Annotated in this window: 25 protein-coding genes; 17 read left to right on the top strand and 8 right to left on the bottom strand. The window is 68.9% G+C overall.

Annotated features, from left to right (window positions below; genetic code table 11):
• Window positions 1-94 precede the first annotated feature (94 nt).
• The gene (locus tag AUL34_RS08440; protein ID WP_061933176.1) at window positions 95-622 is read left to right on the top strand and encodes a GAF domain-containing protein; all 528 of its coding nucleotides are present in this window, start codon (window positions 95-97) and stop codon (window positions 620-622) included.
• A 192-nt stretch (window positions 623-814) separates the two neighbouring features.
• Window positions 815-1,123, top strand: a complete 309-nt coding sequence (locus AUL34_RS08435) for a hypothetical protein (RefSeq protein WP_061933175.1) — start codon at window positions 815-817, stop codon at window positions 1,121-1,123.
• Between the two features lie 135 nt (window positions 1,124-1,258).
• Here the strand turns inward: AUL34_RS08435 and AUL34_RS08430 are convergent, their stop codons facing one another.
• Window positions 1,259-1,534 carry a hypothetical protein gene (locus tag AUL34_RS08430; protein ID WP_061933173.1) on the bottom strand — a complete coding sequence of 92 codons (276 nt, stop codon included), beginning with the start codon at window positions 1,532-1,534 and terminating at the stop codon, window positions 1,259-1,261.
• 273 nt (window positions 1,535-1,807) lie between these two features.
• Between AUL34_RS08430 and AUL34_RS08425 the strand changes: the two genes are divergently transcribed.
• Complete coding sequence (locus AUL34_RS08425) at window positions 1,808-3,292, top strand: PAS domain-containing protein (protein ID WP_061933171.1); 1,485 nt, start codon at window positions 1,808-1,810, stop codon at window positions 3,290-3,292.
• A 376-nt stretch (window positions 3,293-3,668) separates the two neighbouring features.
• Here AUL34_RS08425 and AUL34_RS08415 read toward each other — a convergent pair whose 3' ends face one another.
• Window positions 3,669-5,252 (bottom strand): Na+/H+ antiporter, encoded by a 1,584-nt coding sequence (locus tag AUL34_RS08415; RefSeq protein ID WP_061933167.1) that lies wholly within the window; start codon window positions 5,250-5,252, stop codon window positions 3,669-3,671.
• Window positions 5,253-5,383: 131 nt separating this feature from the next.
• Window positions 5,384-6,820 (bottom strand): dihydropyrimidinase, encoded by a 1,437-nt coding sequence (gene hydA / locus AUL34_RS08410; protein ID WP_156420839.1) that lies wholly within the window; start codon window positions 6,818-6,820, stop codon window positions 5,384-5,386.
• A gap of 138 nt (window positions 6,821-6,958) precedes the next feature.
• Here hydA and AUL34_RS08405 point away from each other — a divergent pair, with 138 nt between their 5' ends.
• The 12 genes from AUL34_RS08405 to AUL34_RS08350 all read left to right on the top strand — a co-directional run bounded on the left by AUL34_RS08405 (window position 6,959) and on the right by AUL34_RS08350 (window position 18,916).
• A complete protein-coding gene (locus tag AUL34_RS08405) occupies window positions 6,959-7,618 on the top strand; it encodes a GntR family transcriptional regulator (RefSeq protein ID WP_061933271.1) in 660 nt (219 codons plus the stop codon).
• Window positions 7,619-7,709: 91 nt separating this feature from the next.
• Window positions 7,710-8,102: a VOC family protein gene (locus AUL34_RS08400; protein WP_061933165.1), complete on the top strand. Its 393-nt coding sequence runs from the start codon at window positions 7,710-7,712 to the stop codon at window positions 8,100-8,102.
• 59 nt (window positions 8,103-8,161) lie between these two features.
• Complete coding sequence (locus AUL34_RS08395; protein WP_061933163.1) at window positions 8,162-9,733, top strand: ABC transporter substrate-binding protein; 1,572 nt, start codon at window positions 8,162-8,164, stop codon at window positions 9,731-9,733.
• Between the two features lie 61 nt (window positions 9,734-9,794).
• Window positions 9,795-10,760, top strand: a complete 966-nt coding sequence (locus tag AUL34_RS08390; protein ID WP_061933161.1) for an ABC transporter permease — start codon at window positions 9,795-9,797, stop codon at window positions 10,758-10,760.
• Between the two features lies 1 nt (window position 10,761).
• Complete coding sequence (locus tag AUL34_RS08385; RefSeq protein WP_061933159.1) at window positions 10,762-11,637, top strand: ABC transporter permease; 876 nt, start codon at window positions 10,762-10,764, stop codon at window positions 11,635-11,637.
• An 8-nt stretch (window positions 11,638-11,645) separates the two neighbouring features.
• On the top strand, window positions 11,646-12,662 hold the full coding sequence (locus AUL34_RS08380) for an ABC transporter ATP-binding protein (RefSeq protein WP_061933269.1): 1,017 nt from the start codon (window positions 11,646-11,648) through the stop codon (window positions 12,660-12,662).
• Window positions 12,659-13,675 (top strand): ABC transporter ATP-binding protein, encoded by a 1,017-nt coding sequence (locus tag AUL34_RS08375; RefSeq protein ID WP_061933157.1) that lies wholly within the window; start codon window positions 12,659-12,661, stop codon window positions 13,673-13,675. Before AUL34_RS08380 ends, AUL34_RS08375 begins: the two co-directional genes overlap by 4 nt.
• The gene (locus AUL34_RS08370; protein ID WP_061933155.1) at window positions 13,672-15,093 is read left to right on the top strand and encodes an ABC transporter substrate-binding protein; all 1,422 of its coding nucleotides are present in this window, start codon (window positions 13,672-13,674) and stop codon (window positions 15,091-15,093) included. Before AUL34_RS08375 ends, AUL34_RS08370 begins: the two co-directional genes overlap by 4 nt.
• Window positions 15,086-16,549: an amidohydrolase family protein gene (locus tag AUL34_RS08365; protein ID WP_061933153.1), complete on the top strand. Its 1,464-nt coding sequence runs from the start codon at window positions 15,086-15,088 to the stop codon at window positions 16,547-16,549. The genes AUL34_RS08370 and AUL34_RS08365 overlap by 8 nt, the downstream gene beginning before the upstream one ends.
• Window positions 16,546-17,226, top strand: a complete 681-nt coding sequence (locus AUL34_RS08360; RefSeq protein WP_061933151.1) for an aspartate/glutamate racemase family protein — start codon at window positions 16,546-16,548, stop codon at window positions 17,224-17,226. Before AUL34_RS08365 ends, AUL34_RS08360 begins: the two co-directional genes overlap by 4 nt.
• A complete protein-coding gene (locus tag AUL34_RS08355; RefSeq protein ID WP_061933149.1) occupies window positions 17,223-18,146 on the top strand; it encodes a dihydrodipicolinate synthase family protein in 924 nt (307 codons plus the stop codon). Before AUL34_RS08360 ends, AUL34_RS08355 begins: the two co-directional genes overlap by 4 nt.
• Window positions 18,146-18,916: an SDR family oxidoreductase gene (locus tag AUL34_RS08350; protein WP_061933146.1), complete on the top strand. Its 771-nt coding sequence runs from the start codon at window positions 18,146-18,148 to the stop codon at window positions 18,914-18,916. The genes AUL34_RS08355 and AUL34_RS08350 overlap by 1 nt, the downstream gene beginning before the upstream one ends.
• Window positions 18,917-18,926: 10 nt before the next feature.
• Here AUL34_RS08350 and AUL34_RS22995 read toward each other — a convergent pair whose 3' ends face one another.
• Window positions 18,927-19,052, bottom strand: a complete 126-nt coding sequence (locus AUL34_RS22995; protein WP_274532650.1) for a hypothetical protein — start codon at window positions 19,050-19,052, stop codon at window positions 18,927-18,929.
• Window positions 19,049-19,462: a helix-turn-helix domain-containing protein gene (locus AUL34_RS08345; protein ID WP_061933144.1), complete on the bottom strand. Its 414-nt coding sequence runs from the start codon at window positions 19,460-19,462 to the stop codon at window positions 19,049-19,051. The genes AUL34_RS22995 and AUL34_RS08345 overlap by 4 nt, the downstream gene beginning before the upstream one ends.
• Before the next feature lie 66 nt (window positions 19,463-19,528).
• Between AUL34_RS08345 and AUL34_RS08340 the strand changes: the two genes are divergently transcribed.
• Window positions 19,529-20,479, top strand: a complete 951-nt coding sequence (locus tag AUL34_RS08340) for an NmrA/HSCARG family protein (RefSeq protein ID WP_370539034.1) — start codon at window positions 19,529-19,531, stop codon at window positions 20,477-20,479.
• 350 nt (window positions 20,480-20,829) lie between these two features.
• Complete coding sequence (locus AUL34_RS08335; RefSeq protein ID WP_061933141.1) at window positions 20,830-21,651, top strand: class I SAM-dependent methyltransferase; 822 nt, start codon at window positions 20,830-20,832, stop codon at window positions 21,649-21,651.
• 263 nt (window positions 21,652-21,914) lie between these two features.
• Here the strand turns inward: AUL34_RS08335 and AUL34_RS08330 are convergent, their stop codons facing one another.
• The 3 genes from AUL34_RS08330 to AUL34_RS08320 all read right to left on the bottom strand — a co-directional run.
• Window positions 21,915-23,393, bottom strand: a complete 1,479-nt coding sequence (locus AUL34_RS08330; RefSeq protein WP_061933138.1) for a HAMP domain-containing sensor histidine kinase — start codon at window positions 23,391-23,393, stop codon at window positions 21,915-21,917.
• Entirely contained in the window at window positions 23,390-24,061 is a 672-nt protein-coding gene (locus AUL34_RS08325) for a response regulator transcription factor (RefSeq protein WP_061933135.1), read from the bottom strand. The genes AUL34_RS08330 and AUL34_RS08325 overlap by 4 nt, the downstream gene beginning before the upstream one ends.
• 311 nt (window positions 24,062-24,372) lie before the next feature.
• Window positions 24,373-25,046: DUF2252 family protein (locus tag AUL34_RS08320; RefSeq protein WP_156420838.1), on the bottom strand; the 674-nt coding region annotated here is incomplete at its 5' end.

The following is a 25,046-nucleotide window of genomic DNA, read 5'->3' as shown; positions in this document are numbered from 1 at the left end:
CCCGGCGAAATCGCCGGGCGATGCTCTGGACGGACGCTGCCGGCGCTGCCACGTTCGGGGTGGCGCCGGTCCCTTCGCCGGCCGAGGATCGTTGATGTCGCAAACCGGACCGACCATCGCCTGTGCCACCGACGAGGCGCGGCTCGAGACCTTGAACCGCTACGAAATTCTCGACACAGCGCCGGAGCCGGGCTTCGACGCCATCGTGCGGGAGGCGTCCCGCACCTGCGCGGCACCGGTGGCTCTCGTCACCCTGGTCGATCGCGAGCGCCAATGGTTCAAGGCGCGTCACGGGCTCGAACAAACCGAGACGGTGCTCGACCAGTCGGTCTGCGCCCATGCGCTCGGCAGCCGCGAGCTTCTGGTGATCCCGGATCTCAGCCTGGACCCGAGGACGGCGGCCAACCCGCTCGTCACCGGCGGCTCGCACCTGCGCTTTTATGCCGGCGCACCGCTGGTCGCGCCCAACGGCCACGTTCTCGGCACGCTCTGCGTCGTGGACGACGTGCCGCGCCCGGCGGGCCTGTCGCCGGAACAGGCCGACCGGCTGCGCGCACTGGCGGGCGAGGTCATGGGCGAGCTCGAACGACGCCGCGCGGCCGAAAAGCCGAGCGAGGACTAGATCGTTCTGTGACCGGACCGACGGCGACGGGTGTCCACGTCTCTTCGTCCGCAAGGACGGACGCTATCTCTATGAGCGGCCGGAAGGCATAGAGGGGCGACGGCCGGATGGATCCTGTCCGCGGCGGTGGCTGCGCGAAGCGTTCACCGACGTTTCCGCAAGGGACGCGCCGCTTCGATCGTTGAGGTACCGATGAAGACTGAAAAGATGCCGCGGCTTCGCAAGGGCTCGCGGATGATGGGCGGGCCGATGGGGTTCCTCGTCTCGGTGGATACGCAGATCGACGGGAGCATCACGCTTCCGCCCGATCGCTATCGCGGGACGGTGGCCTGGAAGGAGACGGCGACACGATCGGGCGTCGAGCGCTCCCGGAAACGCTACAAGATCGAGTTGCCTGCAGCCGATGTGGTGCGGTGGGGCGGCGAACCCGTCACGGGAGGCCCGACCTGCCTGATCGACATCAGCGCCGAGGTCGCGTCCGGCGACATACAGACGCTCTGACCCCCGTCGGCCTGTTCCCGTGCCTTGTCTGGCCGCGGACCGCCGCCCGGCGTCGCGCGTTGCGGACGGCTCCCGTGTCCGTTTCGCCGCGAGCCGTCGTCCGGCGCCGACAAGGAGAGGGTCGCGAGCCCCTCCCTACCGCTGATCGATCGGATCGACGTCGACGGCGCCGAGCTGGTCGAAGAGATCCCGGTGCCGTCGATCGATCTCGTTGCGAACCCGCTCCCTTGCGGCGGTCGCCTCGGCGACGTCCTTGCGGGTGAGGACGCTCCACTCCGTGCGGCCCGCCTCGGTACGGATCGCGCTCTGAAACGCGTCCATGTTGTCGAACCAGCGATGGCATTCGTCGAGCAACCCGGCGAGTTGCTCCGGCGACAAGGCTTCGAGGTCACGCTCCGTGGCGTAGGTCACCGCTAACGGGAGGTGGCTTCTGTGAGGCATGGCGTCTTCACCGGCGGGCTTCCAGGACAGATCGATCGAGGGCTAAGTCGTTTCCCGGCCATCGGTTCCCGCCTCCGCCGAGGAGACGGTGGACAACCTCGCTCCCGGTCCTCGCCATCGGGTGATTCCCGCACTGTCCGCGACACCGCAGACATCCGTTCCCGGTTTGAGCCGAAACTTCGTGCACGAAAGGTCAGGACCGGGTATGCGTGCCTTCCATCAGCATGGAGCAAGCGCAGACACGTGCCAGACAGGTTCGAGCAGGCCCGCATTCACGGTGAGATCGGTCGTTCGTCGGCCACGAACGACCCGTTCGCGGCCGCCGTGCGCGCCACCCGCATGCCGATGGTCATCACGGACCCGCTGAAGCCCGACAATCCGATCGTCTTCGTGAACGCGTCGTTCGAGCGGCTGACGGGCTACGCCCGCGACGAATGCATCGGTCGCAACTGCCGCTTCCTTCAGGGGCCGGGCACGAACCCCGAGGACGTCGCCAAGCTGCGCGACGCGATCGCGAACCGAACCACGGTGGAAACCGAGATCCTGAACTACCGCAAGGACGGCTCCACGTTCTGGAACCACGTCCTGATCTCGCCGGTGTTCGACGACGACGGAACGCCGGCCTTCTTCTTCGCCTCGCAGTTCGACGTGACGCCCGAGCGCAACCGACTGGCGGAGGTCCAGCGGGACCGCGCCAACCTCGAGCACGAGATCGAGAAGCGCATCGGCGATCTCGCGCGAACCGAGGATCGCTTGCGGTTCACCCTCGGGGCCGGCCGCCTCGGCGCATGGACGCTCGATCTGAAGGACCGGCGTCTCGTCTCGTCGCCTCTCTGCAAGGCGAACTTCGGCAGGGGACCGACCGACAGCTTCACCTACGACGACCTCATCGCCTCGATCCATCCGGGCGACAGTCTGCGTTGGCGCGAGACCCTCGACGCGGCGATCGCGGACCATACGGGAGAGTTCGGCATCGAGTACCGCGCGGTGGCACCGGACGGCCGGGTCCGCTGGGTCGAGGTGCGCGGTCAGGTGAACCGCGACGTGGATGGCGTGCCGATCGGCATGGCCGGCGTTTCCATCGACATCACCGACCGCAAGCAGGCGGACGAACATCGCGCGCTGCTGGCGGGCGAACTGGATCACCGCGTGAAGAACACGCTGGCGAACGTCCAGTCGATCATCAGCCAGACCCTTCGGACCGCTCCCTCCCTGGAGGAGGCGGCGAAGATCCTCGGCAGTCGCATCCAGGCGCTCGCCTCCGCGCATGACGTGCTCCTGAGCGACGAAGTGACGTCCGCCGATCTCCGCCAGCTCGTCACCAAGACCCTGACGCCGTTCGGGACCGCCGGCGACGGACGGATCCGGGTGACCGGGCCGTCGATCCGTCTTCGCTCGCGCGTCGCCACGACGGTGACGCTCGCGATCCATGAACTGGCGACGAATGCGGCCAAGTACGGCGCGCTGTCGAACCGGGACGGATCCGTGTCGCTGACCTGGCAGATCGACGGACCGTCGAACGACCGGTTCGAACTCTGCTGGGAAGAGAACGGCGGTCCCGGCACCACCGCGCCGACGCGGCGCGGCTTCGGATCGACGATGCTGGATCGCGCGTTGCCGGCGGAGCTGGGCGGCAAGGCGACGATGGACTACAGGCCGACGGGTCTCAGATACTGCCTCCACGCCGACCTGTCCGCGATCGTCGAGAACGCGGCCCATTCGGGCTGAGCCGCGACGATCGGCTCGGTTCGACTCGGCCGGCCGGCGTCGCCGGTCAGGACGACGCGCCCCGTCGACCAGCGCTTCCTCCGCATTTGCCGGAGGACGCCGAAGTAGAAGGCGTGCGTTCCGTCCATGCCGGCAAGCACGCGCTCCGCCTTGGCCATCCGACATCCGCGAAGCCCTCGCGCCTGCAGGCCTTCTGGCGATCGCTGCGGGACGGCGCGCTGGATCAGCGTCATCGCTTCCAGCTTGTCGAGGAGTGCCGCCATCGCCGGTTGCCGCGTCGCGGACCAGCGGACGATGGCGCGCTGGAGAAGCGGCCCCTTCCACGTCGGGAGCAGAAGCGGCCCGGATTGCGGCCTGCCGGCTCACGCAGGCGAGTTCACACCGTCATCGCCGCTCGCGCCGCGAGCTCCTCGAGGTCGAGATCCCGTTCGAGGTCGTGCAGCGTCTCGTCGTCGATCTGGTGCGCCCGGTGAAGCCGCACGAGTTCCATCCGTCCCGCCTTCACGGCATCGACGACGATGTCGAAGTGCTCCATGATCGCCGGGCCGAAGGTGTCCTCGTTGCCCATGTAGTTTGCCGTCTGTTCGGCTCGCCGCGTGTAGGTATCCAGAAGACGCGGATGAACGAGCGTGCCGTCCGGCGCATGGGCGCGCGCCGCGACGGCGCCGAGCTGCGCCCGCGCCACCGCGGCCTCGGCCTCGCCGAGCGACAAAGGCGGGCGAACGCCGCGATCGGTCAGTCCGGCGGCGCGGATCACGAGGCCGAGCGTCGTGCCCTGGAAGAGGACGGTGACGAGGATGGCGGCGAAGGCCGCCACCAGCATCAGATCGCGGCCCGGCATCGTCTCCGGCACCGTCAGGGCGACGGCGAGCGTCACCACGCCGCGCATCCCCGCCCAGCTCAGAACGAAGGCGCTCCCGGACCCCAGCGGCATGGCCGACGACGGCGTCAGCCGACGAAGGGCGGCGACAGCGGCGTCGCAGCCGAACACCCAGGCGAAGCGGGCGAGCGTCATCGCGACGATGATGCCGGCGACCGGCACCGCCATGGTCGACAGGACGACCTCGAACCCTCCCACGCGCTCCAGAACGCCGCGAAGCGACAGGCCGATCAGGATGAAGATCATCGCCTCGAACAGGAACACCATGACGTGCCAGAAGGCGCTGCTGCGGATACGCACGCCCGCGGTGAAGACGACGTGCTGGTACCAGCCGAAGACGAGGCCGGCGGTGACCGTGGAGATCACGCCCGAGACGTGCAGCGCCTCTCCCCCGAGGTAGGCGGCCCAGCACAGGATGAGCGAAGCGGCGGTGGTCAGCATGTCGTCGCGCAGGCGATGCAGGATGACCATCCAGAGACCGCCGATCAGCCCGCCGACGATGATGCCGCCGACGGCGAGCCAGGCGAACTGCATGCCCGCGTCCACGGCGTCGAAGGACCCGGTCAGGGCGGCGGCAACGGCGAAGCGGAAGAGGACGAGGCCGCTTGCGTCGTTCAGCAGGCTCTCGCCTTCGAGCAGGGTCGTCAGCCGCCGCGGCAGCCGGACACGTTGGAGCACCGCGCGTGCGGACACGGCGTCGGGCGGCGAGACGATGGCGCCGAGCGCGAAACAGGCCGCCCAGGGCAGGCCGGGAACGAGCCAGTGCACGGCGAGCCCGACGACGAGCGTCGTGAAGACGACCGCGCCAACGGCGAGCGACAGGATGCCGGCGATCTGGCGCCGGAAGGGGGCGATCGCGGTGAAGTACGCGCCGTCCATCAGGAGGGGCGGCAGGAACAGGACGAGCACCAGTTCCGGATCGAGCTCGATCGCAGGCAGTCCGGGCACGAAGGCGAGCGCACCGCCGCCGATCAGCAGCGCGACCGACGCTGGCAGGCCGGCGCGGCCGGCCAGCCAATGCAGGATCAGGATCGCCAGCAGCAGGATGAAGACGAGCTCGAAGATCTCGGTCGGGTGCATGGGGTGATCCAGGCTGAGCTTGCCAATGGCGTTCGCCGAACGCCGACCCCATGGGTGGTGGATTTGTGGGCCCCGATCAAGCCCGATGTCGTCGGTTCAGGCGCCGTCGCCTGCGCGCGGAGACGTGTCGCCTACGCGCCGTGGTCCAGTCGGTCCGCTTCGGCCCCGCTTCTCGCCTGCATGGCGTCGGAGCGCTGCATCGCGATCCGGCGCCCCCGCCCGGGGGCTGCGAGGCAAGCGCCCTGCGAGAGGACGACCTCTCCCCTCGACAGGACGGTTTCCGGCCATCCCGTGACGCTGCGCCCCGCAAACGGATTGTATCCCGTGTTGTCGTGGAGGTCGTCGGCCGCGAATGTGACACGAGCGTCGGGATTCCAGATGGCGATGTCGGCGTCGGCCCCGACCGCGATCCGCCCTTTCGCCGACAGGCCGAAGATCGCGGCCGGAGCGGTCGCCGTCAGTTCCACGAACTTCTCGGGCCCGAGGCGGCCGCGGCTGACCATGGCGTCGAACATGAGCGGCAGGCGAACCTCGAGGCCCGGCATCCCGTTCGCGATCCGGTTGAAGGGGGCATCCGCACCGTTGGCGAATTTGCCGCTCCGGTCCAGGCGATAGGGCGCGTGATCGGAGGAGACGACCTCGAGGGTCCCGTCGCCCAGTCCCGCCCAGAGCGCGTCCTGGTCGTCGGCGCGGCGCTGCGGCGGACTGCACATCAGGCCGGCGACGTCGCGGCCCGGCGCGTCGAGTTGGTCTCCGGTCATGAACAGGTAGTGCGGGCAGGTCTCGGCGACGACCGGAACGCCGCGCGTCCGCGCCGCACGGACGATCTCCACGCCCTCGCGCGTCGAGACGTGGAACAGCATGATGGGCTGGCCGGTGAATTCGGAAAAGACGCACATGCGCGACAGGGCCTCCACCTCGGCGGCACGTGGGTGCGACAGGGGATGGAAACGCGGTTCGGTGCGCCCGCTCGCGGTCAGGCGCCGCGTCATCCAGCGGATCAGGCCGTCGTTCTCGGCGTGGAAGCAGACCAGCGCCCCGCCAGCCCGCGCCGCCCAGAGGACGTCGAGGATGTCCTCGTCGCCGAGGCGCACCTTGTCGTAGGTGGTGAAGATCTTGATCGAGCGATGCCCTTCGCCGATGAGTTCGGGCAGGTCGCGCACGAGGTTCTCGCCCGAGACGTCCGACACGATCATGTGGAAGGCGTGGTCGATCATGGCGCCGCGCGCAGCGAGCGCGGCGTAGTCGTCGACCACGGTGCGCAGCCGCTTGCCGGGGTGCTGGGCGGCGAAGGAGACGATGCTGGTGGTGCCGCCGTGCAGCGCCGAGCGCGTCGCGCTCTCGAACGTGTCGGCGTTCATCAACCCGGCGCCGGAGATCTGCTCGACATGGCAGTGGGTGTCGACCCCGCCCGGCATCACCAGGCGGCCGCGCGCGTCGATCCGGCGCCCGGCCTCGCCGAGATCGGGCCCGACCGCGACGATGCGCTCGCCGACGATGCCGACGTCCGCGTCGAACGAGCCGTCGGCCGTCACCACGCGTCCGCCTTCGATCAGAACGTCCAGCATCGCACCCTCCCGTATCGACCGGCTTCTTGCCAAGGGATACCCAATGTATACACTGTCGCGCAACCGGAAACCGTCGATGACGGCGAGCATGGATCCATGGCATATGCAGGCGCAAAGGCGCGAGGCGAAGGAGCGATCATGAGCCTCAAATCCACGACGGCGCAGACGCTGGGGCAATCGGTGCACGATCGCCTGAAGGCGATGATCCTCGCGGGCGAACTGCCGGCCGGCACGCCGTTGCAGGAGAAGCTGTTCGCCGAGCGCCTCGGCGTCTCGCGCACCCCTGTGCGCGAGGCGGTGGCCAAGCTGACGAGCGAGGGGCTGGTCACCCGAAACGGCGGCGGCGGGGTGCCGACGGTGAGCCGCATCTCGGTGACCGAGATCATGGAGATCCTCCATGTCCGGCGGCTTTTGGAAGGCGAGACGGCGCGCCAGGCCGCCGGCGTGAACGTCTCGCCGGAGCCGTTCCTCGCCATGCGCAAGCGGCTGGCGCAATATCTGGAGGGCGAGCGCCCGAGCGTTGCGGACTACGCCCAGTTCGACGAGGACTTCCACACGCTGATCGCGCGAACGGCAGGCTCCGCTCTCCTGACCGACCTCGTCAAGGGCCTGAAGCTGAAGACGCGCATCTTCGACAACGGCTCGATTCCCGAGCGTTTCGAACCGGGATGCCACGAGCATATCGCGATCGTGGATGCGATCCTCGCCCGCGATCCGCAGCGCGCCGAGGCGGCGATGCTGCGCCATATCGACAACGCCCGCGCCGCGATCCTCGGTCACCTGTCGCGCCTGTTCTGACCCGACGGCATGCTGCAGGGCAGCATAGAATCCTCTTGCCATTTTCTGTGTATACCGTTTGGATATCGACAGCATACGAGAGGGGGAATCGATGACCGGAGAGTTCACCGCGCGGCCGGAAGGGCCGAGCCTCGGGATCACGTTTCTCTACTATCGCGACCTCGATCGTGCCGTGGCCTTCTACGAGAGCGTCCTCGGCTTCGAGCTCGCCATCGACCAGGGCTGGTCGAAGATCTACCGCATCACCGGCGCGGCCCATGTCGGCCTCGTCGACGAAACGCGCGGCATGCACCGCGCCAGCGACCCCAAGCCCGTGCAGCTCTGCATCCGCGTGCCCGACGTCGATGCCTGGCATGCCCATGTGAGCACGCATGGCGTCGCAGGCCTCACCGAGCCGAAGGACAGCGCGGCGCTGAGGATCCGCGCCTTCGTCTTCGACGACCCCGAAGGCTACCAGATCGAGGTTCAGTCCGCGCTGGACTGAACCCACGCCCCGACACGACGCGGCGAACGCCGGCAAGACACCACCTGGAGGAGGACCTGATGACCCTGCATCGATCGATCCGTTGCCTGCTCGCCGGCGCGGCGCTGGCCGCCGCCCTTCCCCTCGCGCCCCTGGCCTTCGCCACCGCGGCGGACGCGAAGGAGGTGACGATCGGCCTGACCTCGGACCCGACGATCCTCGACCCGCAGGCGGGCGAGGAACTGTCGAGCAACATCATGTTCTACCACCTCTACGACCCGCTGGTGCGGCGCGACAAGGACCTGAAGTTCGGGCCGGGCCTTGCCGAAAGCTGGTCGCAGAAGGACGACAAGACCTGGGTCTTCAAGCTCCGCGAGGGGGTCAAGTTCCACAACGGCGAGACGCTGAAGGCCTCCGACGTCGTGTTCACGATCGATCGGCTCAAGGCCTCGGTCATGTCCAATCTCTCGGCCAACATCGCGAGCGCCAAGGCGGTGGACGATCGCACGGTCGAGATCGCGACGCCCGGCCCCTATGCCGCCCTGCCCAACGACCTCGCCGCGATCCTGATCCTCAACGAGGCCTACACCAAGAAGGTCGGCGACGCCGAGCTCGGCCTCAAGCCCATGGGCACCGGCCCCTATCGCCTGAAGCAGTGGGCCAAGGAAGACCGGCTGACGCTGGAAGCCTTCCCCGACTACTACGGCGGCAAGGCGAAGATCGACACGGTGGTGTTCCGCCCGATCACCAACCCCGCCACGCGCACCGCCGCGCTTCTGACCGGCGAGCTCGACGTGGTGCAGGACCTGGCGGTGCGCGACATCGACCGCGTGAAGGCGGAAAGCGGCGTCACGGTCGAGACGCGACCGAGCCTTCTCAACATCCTCCTGGCGCTCGACGTGCGCGAGGCCTCGCCGACCATCACCGGCAAAAACCCGATGACCGACCGGCGCGTGCGCGAGGCGATGGCCCGCGCGATCGACGTCGCCGCCATCGACCGCGTCATCATGAACGGGCTGGCGACCCCGTCCGCGCAGTTCGTGCCGGAATCGCACCTCGGCTATGTCGAGGGCGCCGACTTCCGTCAGATGTACCCGTTCGATCTCGAGCGCGCCAAGGCGCTGATGGCGGAGGCGGGCGTCGCCGACGGCTTCGCGGTGACGCTCGACGCCACGAACAACCGCTACGTCAACGACGCGCAGGTCGCCCAGGCGCTGACCTCGATGCTCGGCAAGATCGGCATCCAGCTGAAGCTCAACCTGATGCCGAAATCGAACTTCTGGGGCTACATCCGCACGCCCTCGCCGAACTCCAGCATGATCATGTCCGGCTGGGACGTGCCGTCCGGCGATGCCGGCTCGATGTACAACTCGCTCTACTACAGCCGCGACAAGAAGCCGGGCTACGGCGAGGTGAACCGGACGAGCTACTCGAACCCGGAGGTCGACGCCCTCCTCGACAAGGCGGACTCGACTGCCAAGGTCGAGGAGCGCGACGCCCATCTGCAGGAGGCGACCAAGCTTCTTCTCGCCGACATCCCGATGATCCCGATCCACTACGAGCAGGACATCTACGCCTCGCGCGACACGGTCACCTTCGAGCCGCGCGTCGACAAGTTCATCTGGGCCTACGAGATGGACGTCGCCGAGTAAGGACTTGCCGATCGCCCGGGCGCGCGTGCCGCGTCCCGGCTCCGGTTGAAGGGCATCCCTCATGTTCGCATTCACGGTCAGACGGCTGATCCAGACGCTCGTCGTGCTCTGGGCGGTTTCGGTCATCGTCTTCCTGATGACGACCTTCACCGGCGACCCCGTCTTCATGGTCGTCCCGATCGATGCCACGCAGGCCGAGATCGAGCAGGCCCGCCGCATCCTCGGCCTCGATCAGACGCTGCTCGTCCAGTACGGCATCTTCCTGAAGGGCCTCCTTCAGGGGGACCTCGGCCTGTCCTACGTGTTCCGCCAGCCGGCCTTCTCGCTGATCCTGGAACGCCTGCCGGCGACGATGGAGATCGTCGTCGTCGCCATGGGTATCGCCACCGTCGTGGCGATCCCGCTCGGCGTCTATGCCGGGGCCAATCCCGGCAAGCCCCTGTCGCGGCTCATCATGTCCGGCTCGCTGCTCGGCGTCTCGCTGCCCGGCTTCTGGGTGGGGATGATGCTGATCTGGGTGCTGGCGGTGGAGTACCGGATCTTTCCCTCCTCGGGGCGCGGCGCGGTCGGCACCGTCCTCGGCATCGAGACCTCGCTCGCCACCTGGTCGGGCTGGCAGCACATCGTCCTGCCCGCCGTCACGCTCTCGGTCGGCACGCTCGCCATCCTCCTGCGCATCACGCGCGCTGGCATGATGGAGGTGACGCGGCAGGACTACATGAAATTCGCCCGGGCCAAGGGCGCCTCGCGATCCCAGGTCCTCTACGGGCACGGCCTGCGCAACGCGCTGATCCCGGTGGTGACGATCTTCGGCCTGCAGCTCGGCGATCTCATCGCCTTCGCCACCATCACCGAGACGATCTTCGCCTGGCCCGGCATGGGCAAGCTCCTGATCGACAGCATCTACCGCGCCGACCGCCCGGTGATCGTCGTCTACCTCATGCTGGTCGCGCTGATCTTCGTGGTCATCAACTTCGTGATCGACCTTCTCTACACGGTCATCGACCCCCGGATCACGGTGCGCTGAGATGACGACGGGCCTCCTTTCCTCGCAGCTCGCCCACAACTGGCGGCGCAACGCCTCCGCCATCGTCGGATCCGCGATTATCCTCGTGTGCGCCTTCATCGTCGTGTTCGGCCCCGCGCTGGTGGCGCAGAACCCCTACGACGTCATGCAACTCGACCTGATGGACAGCTACCTGCCGCCCGCCTGGATGGACGGCGGCAATCCGAAATACTGGCTCGGCACCGACGGGCAGGGCCGCGACGTGCTGGCGGCCGTCGTCTACGGCACGCGCATCTCGGCCCTGATCGGGCTCGCCGCGACGCTGATGTCCTGCGTCATCGGCACCTTCCTCGGCCTCATGGCGGGCTACTTCGGGGGCTGGATCGACGCCGTGATCATGCGTGTCGCCGACATCCAGCTGTCGTTCCCGTCCATGCTGATCGCGCTGTTCCTGATGTCGGCCTTCGGTACGGGCATCGACAAGATCCTGATCTCGCTGACCGCCGTCGGCTGGGTCGTCTACGCCCGCACGGTGCGCGGCTCGACGCTCGGCGAGCGCAACCGCGAATACGTCCAGGCGGCGCGCGTCGCCGGCCTTCGCACCGGGCCGATCATCCGCCGCCACATCCTGCCCAACGTCCTGACCCCGCTGATCGTGGTGGCGACGGTGCAGGTCGGCACCTTCATCCTGATCGAGGCCTCGCTCAGCTTCCTCGGCGTCGGCGTGCCGGTCACCCAGCCCTCGCTCGGCCTTCTCATCAAGAACGGCTTCGACGTCCTCTTCTCCGGCCTCTGGTGGACCTCCCTGTTCCCCGGCCTGATGATCATGGCGATGGTGTTCGGCATCAATCTCGTCGGCGACTTCCTGCGCGACGAACTCAATCCCCGGCTGAAATAGGGTTGGCCATGCATTCCCGACCCTCGCCCGAACCCCGGGCCGAACACCCTCCCCTCCTTGCCGTGCGCGACCTGCGCACCTGGTTCCACACATTCTCCGGCACCGTGAAGGCGGTGAACGGCGTCAGCTTCGACTTGGGCGCCGGCGAGATCATGGGGCTCGTCGGCGAGTCGGGCGGCGGCAAGTCCGTCGTCGGCTTCTCGCTGCTCGGCCTCATCGACCCGCCGGGCAGGATCGAGGGCGGCGAGATCATGTTCCGCGGCGAAGACCTCGCCAAGGCATCGGAGAAGCGCCTGCGCGCGATCCGCGGGCGCGAGATCGCGATGATCTTCCAGGATCCGATGACCTCGCTGAACCCGGTCCAGACGATCGGCCGGCAGATGGACGAGATGCTGCGCCTCCACACCGATCTCGACAAGGCGGCGCGGCGTGCCCGCTGCATCGAGATGCTGGAGGCGAACGGCATCTCGCGCGCGGCCGAGCGGCTGGACAGCTATCCCCACCAGTTCTCCGGCGGCATGCGCCAGCGCGTGGTGATCGCCATCGCGCTGCTCGCCAAGCCCCGTCTCATCATCGCCGACGAACCGACGACGGCGCTCGACGTCACCATCCAGGCGCAGATCCTGCGCCTCATGCGCCGCGAGATCCGCGACCAGGGTGCCTCGCTGATCCTCGTCACCCACGACCTCGCGGTGGTCGCCGAGATGGTCGACAAGGTGACCGTCCTCTATTGCGGACGCGTGGTCGAGACGGGCCCGGTGCGGCAGATCCTGGAAGCGCCGGCCCATCCCTATACCCGCGGACTGATCGATTCGATTCCCGACCCCGATCACCGTCAGCCCCGCCTGCGGCAGATCCCCGGCACCGTGCCGGACGTGCGCCACCTGCCCGAAGGCTGCGCCTTCCGCGCCCGCTGCCCGCGCGCGCAACCCTTGTGCGCCAGCGTCGAGCCGCAGCTCCTGCCGCAGCCGGGCGGGGGCCTCGCGGCCTGTCACTTTCCTCTTGCCGCGGGAGGCCCGGCATGACGGCGATGCTCGAGGTCCGCGACCTTCGCCAGGAGTTCAGCCTCAACCCCGGCCTTCTCGAACGCATCAGCCTGCGAGGCGGCCGTCTGCGCCTCGAGGACCGCGTGGTGAAGGCGGTCAACGGGGTGAGCCTGTCGATCGCCAAGGGCGAGGTGCTGGCGATCGTCGGCGAGTCCGGCTGCGGCAAGTCCACGCTCGCCAAGTCCGTGGCGCGCATCTACGAGCCGACCGCAGGCACGATCCGGCTTGATGGTCAGGACATCGCCGCCCTGCCGCAAGGCGCGCTGCTGCCGCACCGTTCCAAGATGCAGATGATCTTCCAGGACCCGTTCGCCTCGCTGAACCCGCGCCAGAAGGTGCGCGACATCGTGGCCGAACCCTTGCGCGCGCAAGGAACGCTCGCCCCGCGCGAGGTGGCCGAACGCGTCGCCTTGCTGCTCGCCAAGGTCGGGCTCAACGCCGAGCATGCCGGTCGCTATCCCCACCAGTTTTCCGGCGGCCAGCGACAGCGGATCGGCATCGCGCGCGCGCTCTCGGTCAATCCCGGCCTCATCATCGCCGACGAGCCGGTCTCGGCGCTCGACGTCTCCGTGCAGGCGCAGATCCTCAACCTGATGATGGACCTGCGCGACGAATTCGCGCTGGCTTATCTCTTCATCAGCCACGACCTGTCGGTGGTGCATCACATCGCCGACCGGATCGGCGTCATGTATCTCGGCTTCCTCGTCGAGATCGGCCCTCGCGACACCCTGTTCCAAGGTCCGCGCCACCCCTACACGCGCGCGCTCCTGTCGGCAGCGCCGAGCATCGACCCGGCCCGCGCGAAGACGGAAATCGCGCTGACCGGCGAGGTGCCGAGCGCCCTGTCGCTTCCCGATGGCTGCTGCTTCCGCACCCGCTGCCCCTTCGCCTTCGAGCGCTGCGGGACCGAGCGGCCCGCGCTGCGCGATGCCGGCGGCGGCCGGTCGGTCGCCTGCCATTTGACCGACGAGCCGGAAAGGGACCTCGCATGACGCCGCCCGTCACCATTCTCCAGCGGCGGGCCGATCTCGTCGACCCGCACGACTGCACCGACGCGGCGGACGACCTGTCGATTCTCTCGGCGATCTGCGAAACGCTCGTGCGGCGCGGCGACGCCGGCTTCGTTCCCGGCCTCGCCGAAAGCTGGTCGGTCGAGCCGGACGCCCGCGGCTGGCGGTTCCGCCTCCGCGACGGCGCGACGTTCCACGACGCCAGCCGCTGCGATGCGGATGCCGCCGCGCAATCTCTCCGCCGCATGGCGCGCGAGGACAAGGGCTACACGCTCGGCGCCCCCGCCGTCTGGCGCCAGTATCTCGGCGACGCCGAGATCGCGGGCGAAGGGCTCGACCTCCGGATCGATCTCGCCGAGCCGATGGCCGATCTCCTCGACGTCCTCGTGCAGGGCTTCATCGCTTCGCCGGACAGCCTGCGCCGGATGGATGCCGGCGACGTCGCGGCGATCGCGGGAACCGGCCCCTACCGTGTCGATGCCGTGTCGGAAGGGTCGGTGCGCCTTCGTCCCCTTGCGGGCGGCGCGCGGCCTTCGCTCGTATTTCAGGCGATGCCGGATGCCGAGGCGCGCTTGGCGGCGCTGCACGACGGAAGGGCCGATGTGGCGACCAACCTTCCCTTCGCAGGGGATCTCGGCCCCGGGACGACCCGGGTCGAGACACTCAATCCGGTCGCCATCATCTTCCTGATGAACGCCGCGCGCGGTCCGCTTCGGGACCCGCGCCTTCGCCGTGCCCTCTCGCTGGCGCTCGACCGCGACGCGCTGGTGCGCGACGTCATGGACGGCGGCGCGACGCCGCTCCACGGCTTCGTCAGCCCCGTTCATTTCGGCGCCGGGCGCGACCCGGCGCCCGCGCGCGATCTGGAGGCGGCGCGCGCCCTTCTGGCGGAGGCCGGTCATCCCGGCGCGCTGACCCTCACGGTCTCCTGCCCGACCCGCCTGCCGGACGAGGCGGTGCGGCTCACGGCGGCGCTCGGAACCCAGCTCTCCGCCATCGGCGTCGCCCTCGACGTCACCTATCACGAGGACCGCGAGGCCTATGCCCATCAGGTGCGGCGCAAGGAGATCGGCGACCTCGCCGTGTTCGATTCCAGCCCGCTCTCGACCTACCGCGTCCTCGTCGAGAAGCTCGATGCGCGGGTCCAGGGGTCCTGGTGGGAGGGCTACCACAACCCCGAGGTCGAAGACCTGATCGACCGAGGGCGGCGAACCACGGACGAGGCGGCGCGCGACGCGATCTACGCGCAGGCCTACGGCGTCCTGCAGCACGATCCCGCCTGGCTGACGCTCTACAATCCGGTCCGCGTGACGGGGCTGCGGGGGGATCATCCGGGCTTCACGCTGCCGAAGGACGCCGTCCTCGACGTCACGCGACTGGCGCAGGTGCTTCGTGGCTGACCTCGTCGTCTCCGGCGCCCACGTCGTCACGATGGATGCCGCGCGCCGGGTCATCCCCGATGGTGCGGTGGCCATCGAGGCCGGCCGCATCGTCGCCGTCGGCCCACGGGCGGATGTCGCGGCGAGCCATCCCGCCGCCAGGACGATCGATGCTGCGGGCCAGGTGATGCTGCCGGGCCTCATCGACGTTCACGCCCATGCCGGCCACGGTCTGATCAAGACCATGGGCATGGAACAGGGGGACCATTGGGAGCGGATCTGCGGCGAGGTCTACACGCAAGGATCGCCGCCGGAATTCTGGTACGCCGAAGCGCGGCTGGCCGCGATGGAGCGGCTGCGCTTCGGCGTCACCTGCGGCGTCTCGCTGCTCGGCGGCGGCGACACGATCATGCGCACGGACGATCCCGCCTATGGCGCCGCCCATTGCGAGGGCGTCGAGGAGATCGGCACGCGCTCGGTGGTGGCCGTCGGCCCGACACGCGCACCGCATCCGCGCACCTACGCCACGCGCGACGCGCACGACCGTCCCCTGCCCTATCCCGTCAGCTTCGAGCAGCAGATGGACACGTGCCGGAGCCTGATCCGGGACTGGCACGGGCGCGGCACGGTGAGCCTCGCCCTCCTCTACCCCGTGCTGCGCGACGAGCACGAGGCGGCGATGCCGCCGGCCGACTATGCCGAGGCGTTGCGGCAGGCCAGGCTCGTGCGCGCCGCCTCGCGCGAGCACGGCCTCCTGTTCACGCAGGACGGCCATTGGCGCGGCTCGATCCGCCGCGCGGCCGCTCTCGACCTCCTCGGCCCCGATGCGCTTCTCTCCCACTGCATCGACATCGACGAGGACGAGATCGCGCTCTGCGCCCGAACGCAGACGCGGATCGCCCACAACCCGAGCGCCATCGCCTCAATCCTCGGCCGCTGCCCGGCGATCGAGCTGATCGAGGCGGGCGCGGTCGTCGCGATCGGATCGGACGCCACGGCACCGGACCGCTCCGCCGACATGTTCCGCCACGTCCAGCAGGCCATGCACTACCATCGCCGGCATTTTCGCGACGCGAGCGTCCTGCCGCCGGGCAAGGCGCTGGAGATGGTGACGATCGACGCGGCGAGGGCGCTCGGGATGGACGACGCGATCGGCTCGCTCGAGCCCGGCAAGGCGGCAGACCTGATCCTCGTCGACATGCAGCGCCCGCATCTCTATCCCGCCAACATGGAGCCCTTTCGCGTCGCCTATTTCGCCAACGGCAACGACGTCGACACGGTGCTGGTCGGCGGCGAGGTCCTGTTGCGCAACGGACGGCCGGTGCGCACCGACATGGCCGGCGTCCTCGCCGACGCGCAAGCCGAGGCCGAGCGGATGATCGCGCGGATCGGCGCGAAGGACATGCTGGGGCTGCCGGACGGCTTCTGGGGCCGGGCGCGCTATCCCCGAACCGACGCGGAGGGCAAGCGCCCATGACCATCTTCATCGTCAACCCGAATTCCAGCGAGGTGGTGACGGCCGGCATCGACCGGGCGATGGACGGCTTACGCGCCTCCAGCCCCGTGCCGATCGCGGCGATCCAGCTCGACGAGGGACCGAAGGGGATCGAGACCCAGGCCCATGTCGACGGCGTCGTCGCGCCGCTCCTCCGGCGCGCCGCAGCGCTGGAAGACGAAGCCTCGGCCTTCGTGGTCGCCTGCTTCTCCGATCCCGGTCTTGCCGCACTGCGCGAGCAGAGCCGTCGCCCGGTGCTCGGTATTGCGGAAAGCGCGATCCTGACGGCGATGTCGGTCGGCCAGCGCTTCGGCATCCTGTCGATCCTCCAGCGCTCGGTGCCGCGCCACATGCGCATGCTCGGCGCCATGGGCGTCATGGACCGCCTCGCCGCCGACCTGCCCCTCGAACTCGGCGTCGCCGAACTCACCGACGAGACGCGGACCTTCGGGCGCCTCCAGGAGGTCGGGCGGACTCTACGCGATGCGCATGGCGCCGACGTCCTGATCCTCGGCTGCGCCGGCATGACCCGCTTTCGGGCCGCGCTGGAGGACGCGGTCGGCAGACCCGTCATCGAACCCTGCGAGGCCGCGGCCGCCATGGCCATCGGCCGCGTGGCGCTGGCCCGCGCCCAACAGAACCAAGGAGAACACCGGTGATGCGACTGAACGAAAGCGCGAAGGGCGTCTACGTCATCGCCGTCACGCCGTTTGGCGACGACGGGGCGCTGGATCTCGAAAGCACCGATCGGATGGTGGACTTCTACCTCGATTGCGGCGCCACGGGGCTCACCGTGCTCGGGATGATGGGCGAGGCGCAGAAGCTGACGATCGAGGAATCGCAGACGGTCGTCCGGCGCATTCTCGCCCGCGTCTCCGGCCGCGTGCCGGTGGTGGTCGGCGTTTCGGCGGCGGGCTTCGCGCAGATGGCCGCGCTGACGAAGATGGTGATGGACGACGGCGCGGCGGGCGTGATGATCGCGCCGCCCGGCGCGCTGCGCACCGACGACCAGATCGTCACCTACTACCAGCAGGCCGCCGAGTTCACCGGCGACGTGCCCTTCGTGCTGCAGGACTTCCCGCTCGTCACCAACGTGCAGATGTCGGTGCCGGTGATCCGGCGCATCGTGCGCGATCTGCCGACCTGCGTCTGCCTCAAGCACGAGGACTGGCCGGGGCTCGACAAGATCACGGCGCTGCGTGCCGAGGGCTCGCTCGACCGACGCATCTCGATCCTGTGCGGCAACGGCGGCATGTTCCTGCCCGAGGAGATGGGACGCGGCGCGGACGGCGCGATGACGGGCTTCGCCTATCCCGAGATGATGGTGGACGTCGTCCGGCACATGCAGGCCGGCGAGGTCGAGCGTGCGCACGACCTCTTCGACGCCTATCTCCCGCTCGCCCGCTTCGAGCAGCAGCCGGGCGTCGGCCTTGCGGTGCGCAAGTATGTCATGGCACGTCGCGGCATCATTGCGAGCGCCGCGCTGCGTCGGCCGGGCGGCAGCCTCACGCCGCAGACGGTCGCCGACATCGAACGGCTGGTGGCGCGGCAGGAACAGCGCCTGAAGGAGTTGAACTGATGGATCTCGGAATCACGGGCCGCCGCGCGCTCGTCATGGGCGCGAGCCGCGGCCTCGGACGCGCGATCGCCGAGGGGCTGCTCGCCGAGGGCGTTGCGGTCACCGCCGTCGCCCGCAACGCCGAGGCGATCGAGGCCTGGGGCGGCGGCATCGCGGGGCTGACCGCCGTCTCGGCCGATCTCTCGGACGTCGCCACGATCGACGCCTTGGCCGACCGGCTCCTGGCGGACGGCGGCGTCGACATCCTCGTCAACAATTCCGGCGGCCCCCCGCCCGGCCCGGCCGCGTCGGTGGCGCGCGGCATCTGGCTGGCGCAGTTCGAGACGATGGCCGCCAACCTCTTCCACCTCACCGGACGCCTCCTGCCGCCGATGCGCGAGCGCCGCTGGGGCCGCGTCGTCACGGTGGCGTCGTCCGGCGTCGAGCAGCCGATCGCGAACCTCGCCCTGTCCAACGGCATCCGGGCCGCCGTCGTCGGCTGGTCGAAGACGCTGGCCGGGGAGGTCGCGGGCGACGGCGTCACCGTCAATGTCGTGCTTCCCGGGCGCATCGAGACGACGCGGCTCGCCGAACTCGACGCGGCCAACGCAACGCGCTCCGGCACCAGCGTCGAGGCCGTGCAGAAAGCCTCGATCGCCGCTATCCCCGCCGGACGCTACGGCCAGCCCGCCGAGTTCGCGGCGGCCGTGGTCTTCCTCGCCTCGCAGCAGGCATCCTACGTCACCGGCACCAAGCTGCGCGTCGACGGCGGAGCGACGCGCGCGATCTAGGGCACGGGGTTCATCTCCAGCCGGGCGCGGCGATCTGCGCACGCGCGGCCTCCGCCATCGGGAAACGGATGTCGCGCCCCGGCGAACGCGGCGCCCATCCGCCGACCGGCACGAGGTGTCGGATCCGCGGGGTCATGGCGCGGCGTCGTCCCCGCCGTCGTAGCGGCGACGGCACGCCTCGATGCGCGGCCAGTTGTCCCGGATCCAGGAGGTGAAGCCTTCCAGGGCGGGCAGCATGCCCGTCCCCATCTCGGTCAGCTCGTACTCGACGCGCGGCGGCACTTCGGGAAAGTAATGGCGCGCCACGAGCCCGTCGCGCTCCAGATGGCGCAGCGTGACGGTGAGCATGCGCTGCGTGATGCCCTCGATGCCGTTCTTCAGGGCCGAGAAGCGCAGGCGGTGCCCCGGCGCCACCGCCAGATGGCTCATGACGAGGATCGTCCACTTGTCGCCGAGCCGCGCGAGGACACTGTTCGGGGCGCACGGGCGGAACACGGGGCCCTTGTCGGTCTCCTCGTAGGGCCGTCCGTGGATCCGTCGCTCCATTCGTATCATTCCTGTGCCCGAGGGTGGCTCGTGTGCCGTCTTCCGACCCGGGCTGCATGGGTATAGATGGAGAACCCTTGCAGCAACCAAAGGGTTCTCACGATGTCCCGTCCCTTGCCCATTCTCGTGTTCGGCGCCAGCGGCCAACAGGGCGGATCGGTCGCGAACGCTCTTTTGAGGGGGAAGCGACCCGTTCGCGCCCTGGTGCGAGACATGTCGTCCGCGAAGGCGAGGGCGCTTGCGGAGGCCGGTGCCGAACTGGTGCAGGGCAGCTTCGACGACCGGGCCTCCCTGCAACGCGCGATGGAGGGCGTCCGGGGGGTGTTCAGCGTCCAGCCGAGTTCGCCGACCGGCGAGGTGACGGACGAGGACGAGGTCCGGTACGGGGTCGCGGTCGCGGATCTGGCGGTGGAGAGCGGCGTCCGGCATCTCGTCTACAGTTCGGGCGCTGCGGTAGGCGAGGAGCCGACGGGCGTCGCTCACTTCGATACGAAGGCGCGGATCGAGGCCCATATCCGCACCCTGCCGATCACCTGGACGATCGTGCGCCCGGCGACCTTCATGGAGATGCTGACGATGCCGGGCTTCGGGCTGGACGAGGACCGCTTCACCTTCTTCGCCCGGCCCGACCAGTCGATGCAGTTCATCGCCGTCGAGGATATCGGCCGGATCGTGGCCGCCGTGTTCGCGGGCCCGGAACGGTTCGGCGGGCAGACGTTCGAGATCGCAGGCGACGCATTGACGGGGAGCGAGCTGGAAGCGCTGTTCAGCCACGCGGCGGGCCGCCCCATCGCCTATGCGCGCTTTGCCGACGACGTTCTGGCGGCCAATCCCTTTCTCGCCAAGCTGACCGAGCTCATGGACGAGGGTCCGGTCGCGGGACACGCGGATCTCGACGCCCTGCGCCGGATCGAGCCGGACCTCAAACGCTTCTCGCAATGGCTTGCGGGCACCGGCCGCGACGCCTTCGCCAAGGCGCTCGGCGCCAAGGACGGCTGGGCCTACAACAGGGCCTGAGGCCGCCGAAAAGCGGACGATCCCCTGGCCACCCGTTTGAAGGCCGAGGTGTCTCTGGTCGGGTGGACCGACAACTTTCGATCCTTCTTTTTCTTAAGACTTCATTCGGGCGACATCCAATGGCGGTGGCTTTGCGCTCAACAACGAATGCGGTATGATCCATGAGCGATCAGGCGATGCTTGGGCGTCGCTGTCACCACGATGTCTTTGGGTAGAATGCGGGGAGAGTTGCCCGCTCACAACCTGACTCGACCGCCGCCGCCAATTTCGCGACCTGCCCCATGCCATTTTCCGTCCTGCTCGCGCTGAGAATGCAGAGATAGTCGGCATCAGTCTCATGGGAGGATGTGATGAATCCGAACAAAGCGCTTTGGGAGAAAGGTGATTTTACGCGCATCGCGACCGGCATGCGCAGCAGTGGCGAAGCTCTTGTCGGCAGCCTGGGCATAAGATCGGACATGAAGGTCCTCGATCTCGGCTGCGGCGACGGTACGACCGCCATCCCGGCGGCGAAGCTAGGGGCAGATGTGCTGGGCGTCGATATCGCCAGCAATCTCGTTGCGGCCGGAAATCGACGGGCGCGGGAACAGGGCCTCACGAATATTCTGTTCCAGGAAGGCGATGCCAGCGACCTTTCGGACCTGGAAGACAAGACCTTCGATCTGGTCGTCAGCGTCTTCGGTGCCATGTTCGCCCCCCGACCCTTCGACGTTGCCAAGGAGATGGTCCGCGTCACGCGCCCTGGTGGACGCATCTTCATGGGCAATTGGATCCCGAACGATCCGACGCTCGTGGCGCAGGTTCTGAAAATAAGCTCCGCGTACTCACCGCCTCCGCCCGAAGGTTTCGTCAGCCCGATGAGGTGGGGCATCGAGGCAGATGTCACCGAGCGTTTCGAAGCGGCTGGCATCGCCGCGGACCGGATTTCGTTCGACAGGGACTCGTTCCGGTTCGAGTTTCCGGATCCACCATCCAAGGTCGTTGACGCGTTCCGGCTGTACTACGGACCGACAATGAATGCGTTTGAGGCCGCCGCCGCCGCGGGTCGGAACGCTGATCTTCAAGGCGAGCTCGAAGACCTCTTCGAGAGACAGAATGCCAGCCCCTCGAAATCGACTACCGTGATCGAGGCAACGTTTCTGCGAGTGACCGTTTCCGTGCCTGCGGCATAGAAGGGGATCGTTCGTTCGCAACGCTCACCTTTGCTTGCGGGCGGCAGCTTTCTCGGTTCCCAGTTCGAGAGCAAACCGTCGGGAAACCACCCGTTCTGGCCTCGGACGGGCGAGAACGCGGACGCCTGGGAGTGGTCAGACGGGTTTCGGCTCGGCGCAGTCGGCGGAGACCCTTCGATCGTTGAACGGAAGCGGTCGATCCTGATCGTTCGCTTCGTCCCCCGCGCGGTCGCGTCCGGGGCGGCGGGAGCGTGTGCCTTGGCTCAACGCGGATCGGTGCCGGAGGCCGTCGGCAAGCGCAGGCACGCCGCCAGACCGCCTTCGTCGGCTCGCCCGAGCTCCAGCCTGCCGCCGTAGAGCTCGGCGATCTCGCGCGTGATCGGCAGGCCGAAGCCGTGGCCGGGCTCGCTCTCGTCGAGCCGACGCCCCGCCTGCTGCACGACGGCGATCTCGTGTTCCGCAAGGCCCGGCCCGTCGTCCGCCACACGGATCCAGGCCTCGTTCTCGGTCCGGCCGTAGGACAGGGCGACGCGGGCCCGAGCGTGGCGGATCGCGTTGTCGAGGAGGTTGCCGAGCATCTCGTCGCAATCCTCGCCGTCCACCGCAACGAACAGCGTATCCGGGCCTTGCGTCTTGATCGACAGCGGCGAGCCGGCATGGAACCGGCGCGACATGGCGGCGAGGTCGGCGACGTGAACAGCGAGGTCCGTGCGCCGGCGCGTCGAGCTGCCGAGGGCCGCCGTCTGGGCGCGGCGCAGGTGATGGCGGATGCGGCGATCCATGAGCTCCGCCAAGCCGAGCAGTTCGGTGCGGCCCGCGTCCGCCGGTTGCCGCTCCACCATCGCCGACAGGCTGGCGAGCGGCGTCTTCAGCCCATGCGCGAGGTTGGCGACGTGGAGACGCGCCTGGCGGAGATTCGCCGCATCCTGCTCGATCAGGGCGTTGAGTTCGGCCACGAGCGGCGACAGTTCCGAGGGCTGGCGGCCCTCGATCCGCTCCACCTCGCCGGCGCGAACCGCCGCCAGCTGACGTCGCAGCGCCTCGAGAGGCTGGAGGCCGAAGCGCACCTGCACCACGATCGCCGCGACCAGCGCGAGGCCGAGCAGGAACAGCGTCAGCGCGACAGCCGCGGCGGCCGCCCGCAACGGGTCGCGGAGGGCGCCCGCAGGCGCACTCGCCAGGATGCGATAGGGTCGGCCGTCCAGCTCTACGTTCGCCGCGCGCAGCAGAAGACGCTCTCCCGCAACGCCCACCGCCTCTTCCAGCCGATGCGGCGGCCCGCGCCCCGGCGCCAGTCGATCGGCCTCCTCGTCGCCGAGGCGGAGCGCTCGTCCTGCGAGCGAGCGGGAGGCAGCCACCGGTTCGAAGGTCCCTCGTTCGTCCATGCCGTCCACCTGCCAGTACCAGCCTGACCTGCGTCGGTCGAAGGGCGGGGCATCGAGGCGTCCACCTGCGAGGGCGCCCGCGATGCGGACCCTCTCGTCCCCGCCCAGCGGCGGGCCGGGACGAGGCGGGGATCCGGGCGGGGGAGGCTGTGGCAGAAGAAGCTCGCTTCGGATGGTCGAGATCTGGAGATCGAGGCGGCTCGCGATCTCGCCGCGCACGGTGCGGTTCAGGATGGCGGTCAGCACGAAGGCGACCACCACGATCGCGGCGAGCACGAACACGGCGGCCGATGCGACGAGGCGGGCGCGCAGCGACCATGCCTGGGATGGCGATGCCCCGGCACCCCCCTTGCTCACGCCGCCCCTCCGCTCGCCGTCAACCGATAGCCCAGGCCGCGCGAGGTCTCGATCATGTCGCGTCCGATCTTGCGGCGCAGCCGCGCGATGATGACCTCGAGCGAGTTCGAATCGACGTCCGCGTCGCCCTCGTAGACGCGCTCGATCAGATCGGCACGGGGGACGACGATCTCCTTGCGCAACATGAGACAGGAGAGGATGCGCCATTCGAGCGCCGTCAGCCTCAGGGGCAGGCCGTCGCGCTCGAAGGTGCCGACCTGGGCATCGAAGCTGAGCGGCCCGCACGAGATGCGGGCGTCCGCGTGGCCTCGCGAGCGCCGCACGAGCGCCCGCAGCCGCATCACGAGTTCCTCGACGCGGAACGGCTTCACGAGATAGTCGTCCGCCCCCGCCTTGAACGCCTGGACCTTCTCGCTCCAGCCGTCGCGTGCGGTCAGGATCAGGACCGGCAGGCCGCGCCCGGCCGCTCGCCAGCCGCGCAGCACCTCGACGCCGCCGATCTTGGGCAGGCCGAGGTCGAGCACGGCGGCGTCGAACGCTTCCGTTTCGCCCATGTGCAGCCCGTCCTCGCCATTGGACGCATGGTCGACGGCGAAGTTCTCGGCGCGCAGCGCATGCGCGATCTCGCGAGCGAGGACGGGATCGTCTTCCACGAGAAGCACACGCATGTCCGGAACTCCCAACGACCTCGTCAGACACTTGCGAACGGCCGGTCACCTTGCGTCCCGCGATAGGCCATCCGCTTGAACCGAAGCTGAACGAGCGGGTTCAGCCAGGGTTCGAGGGCGCCGGCTCGACAAGGATGATCCGCGACCCAAAGGAACGCATGGGGTGATGAGGCGACACAAGCGTGTGTGCCGCCGCGAGACGTGGATCCGGTGTGCTTCCACGACGAGCCACGCCGACGGGATCCGGAGCGCCCGTCGGGCTCCGAGCGGCCGCTGGCGGATTTCCGGCGTCCGCCGAACGTCCGCGGCGCTCAAGCCTGCGCCGCCGCGCCACCGGGAAGACGCCCGGTGGCCATGGCCTCCACGAGCGCCTGATGGTCGCGCGCGTTCTGGTCGCCATAGCCCTCGGCCCAGTCGCTGAGCGCGTCGTCGAAGGCATGGTTCTCGGCCCCGCCGCAATAGCCGGCGATGGCCGCCGCATCGCCGGTACGCGCATGGGCCCGCGCCAGGAGCGCGCCGTAGCCGAAGGCGAAGAACGTCAGCGAGCGGCCGCCGAGCAGCGAATGCGGGATCTCGCCCTTCATGTTCTTCATCTGGCGGACATAGAAGGGCCGCTTGCCGATCGTCGTCCAACCGAGGAGCGGATCGCCGACGGCCTGCAGCAGGCGCTGGCCGTAGACGACGCGCGCGCCGTCATGGGAGCCATAGGGCTCGGGCAGCGGCGCGACATAGGGCGCGTGGGACGGGGTGATCGCCTCCTTCACCTGGAGGAACAGGGCATCCTGATCGGAATTGCCGAACAGGAGGGCGAGATAGGCCCGCGTGCCCACGCTGCCGACCCCGACCACGCGGTGGACGACGTCGACCACATGGTAGCGGCTGAGCATGAAGCGTCGCTCGCGCGGCAGGGACTCTGCATAGTGCTCCAGTCCCGAGATCACCGCCTCGCGCGTCGCCTCGTTGATCGCGGTCAGGATCGGCGGGT

This window comes from Aureimonas sp. AU22 (assembly GCF_001463745.1).
In the GTDB taxonomy this organism is placed as follows: domain Bacteria; phylum Pseudomonadota; class Alphaproteobacteria; order Rhizobiales; family Rhizobiaceae; genus Aureimonas.
Note: the sequence above shows the minus strand (reverse complement) of the source record. Positions and strands in the feature narration are given on the sequence as shown.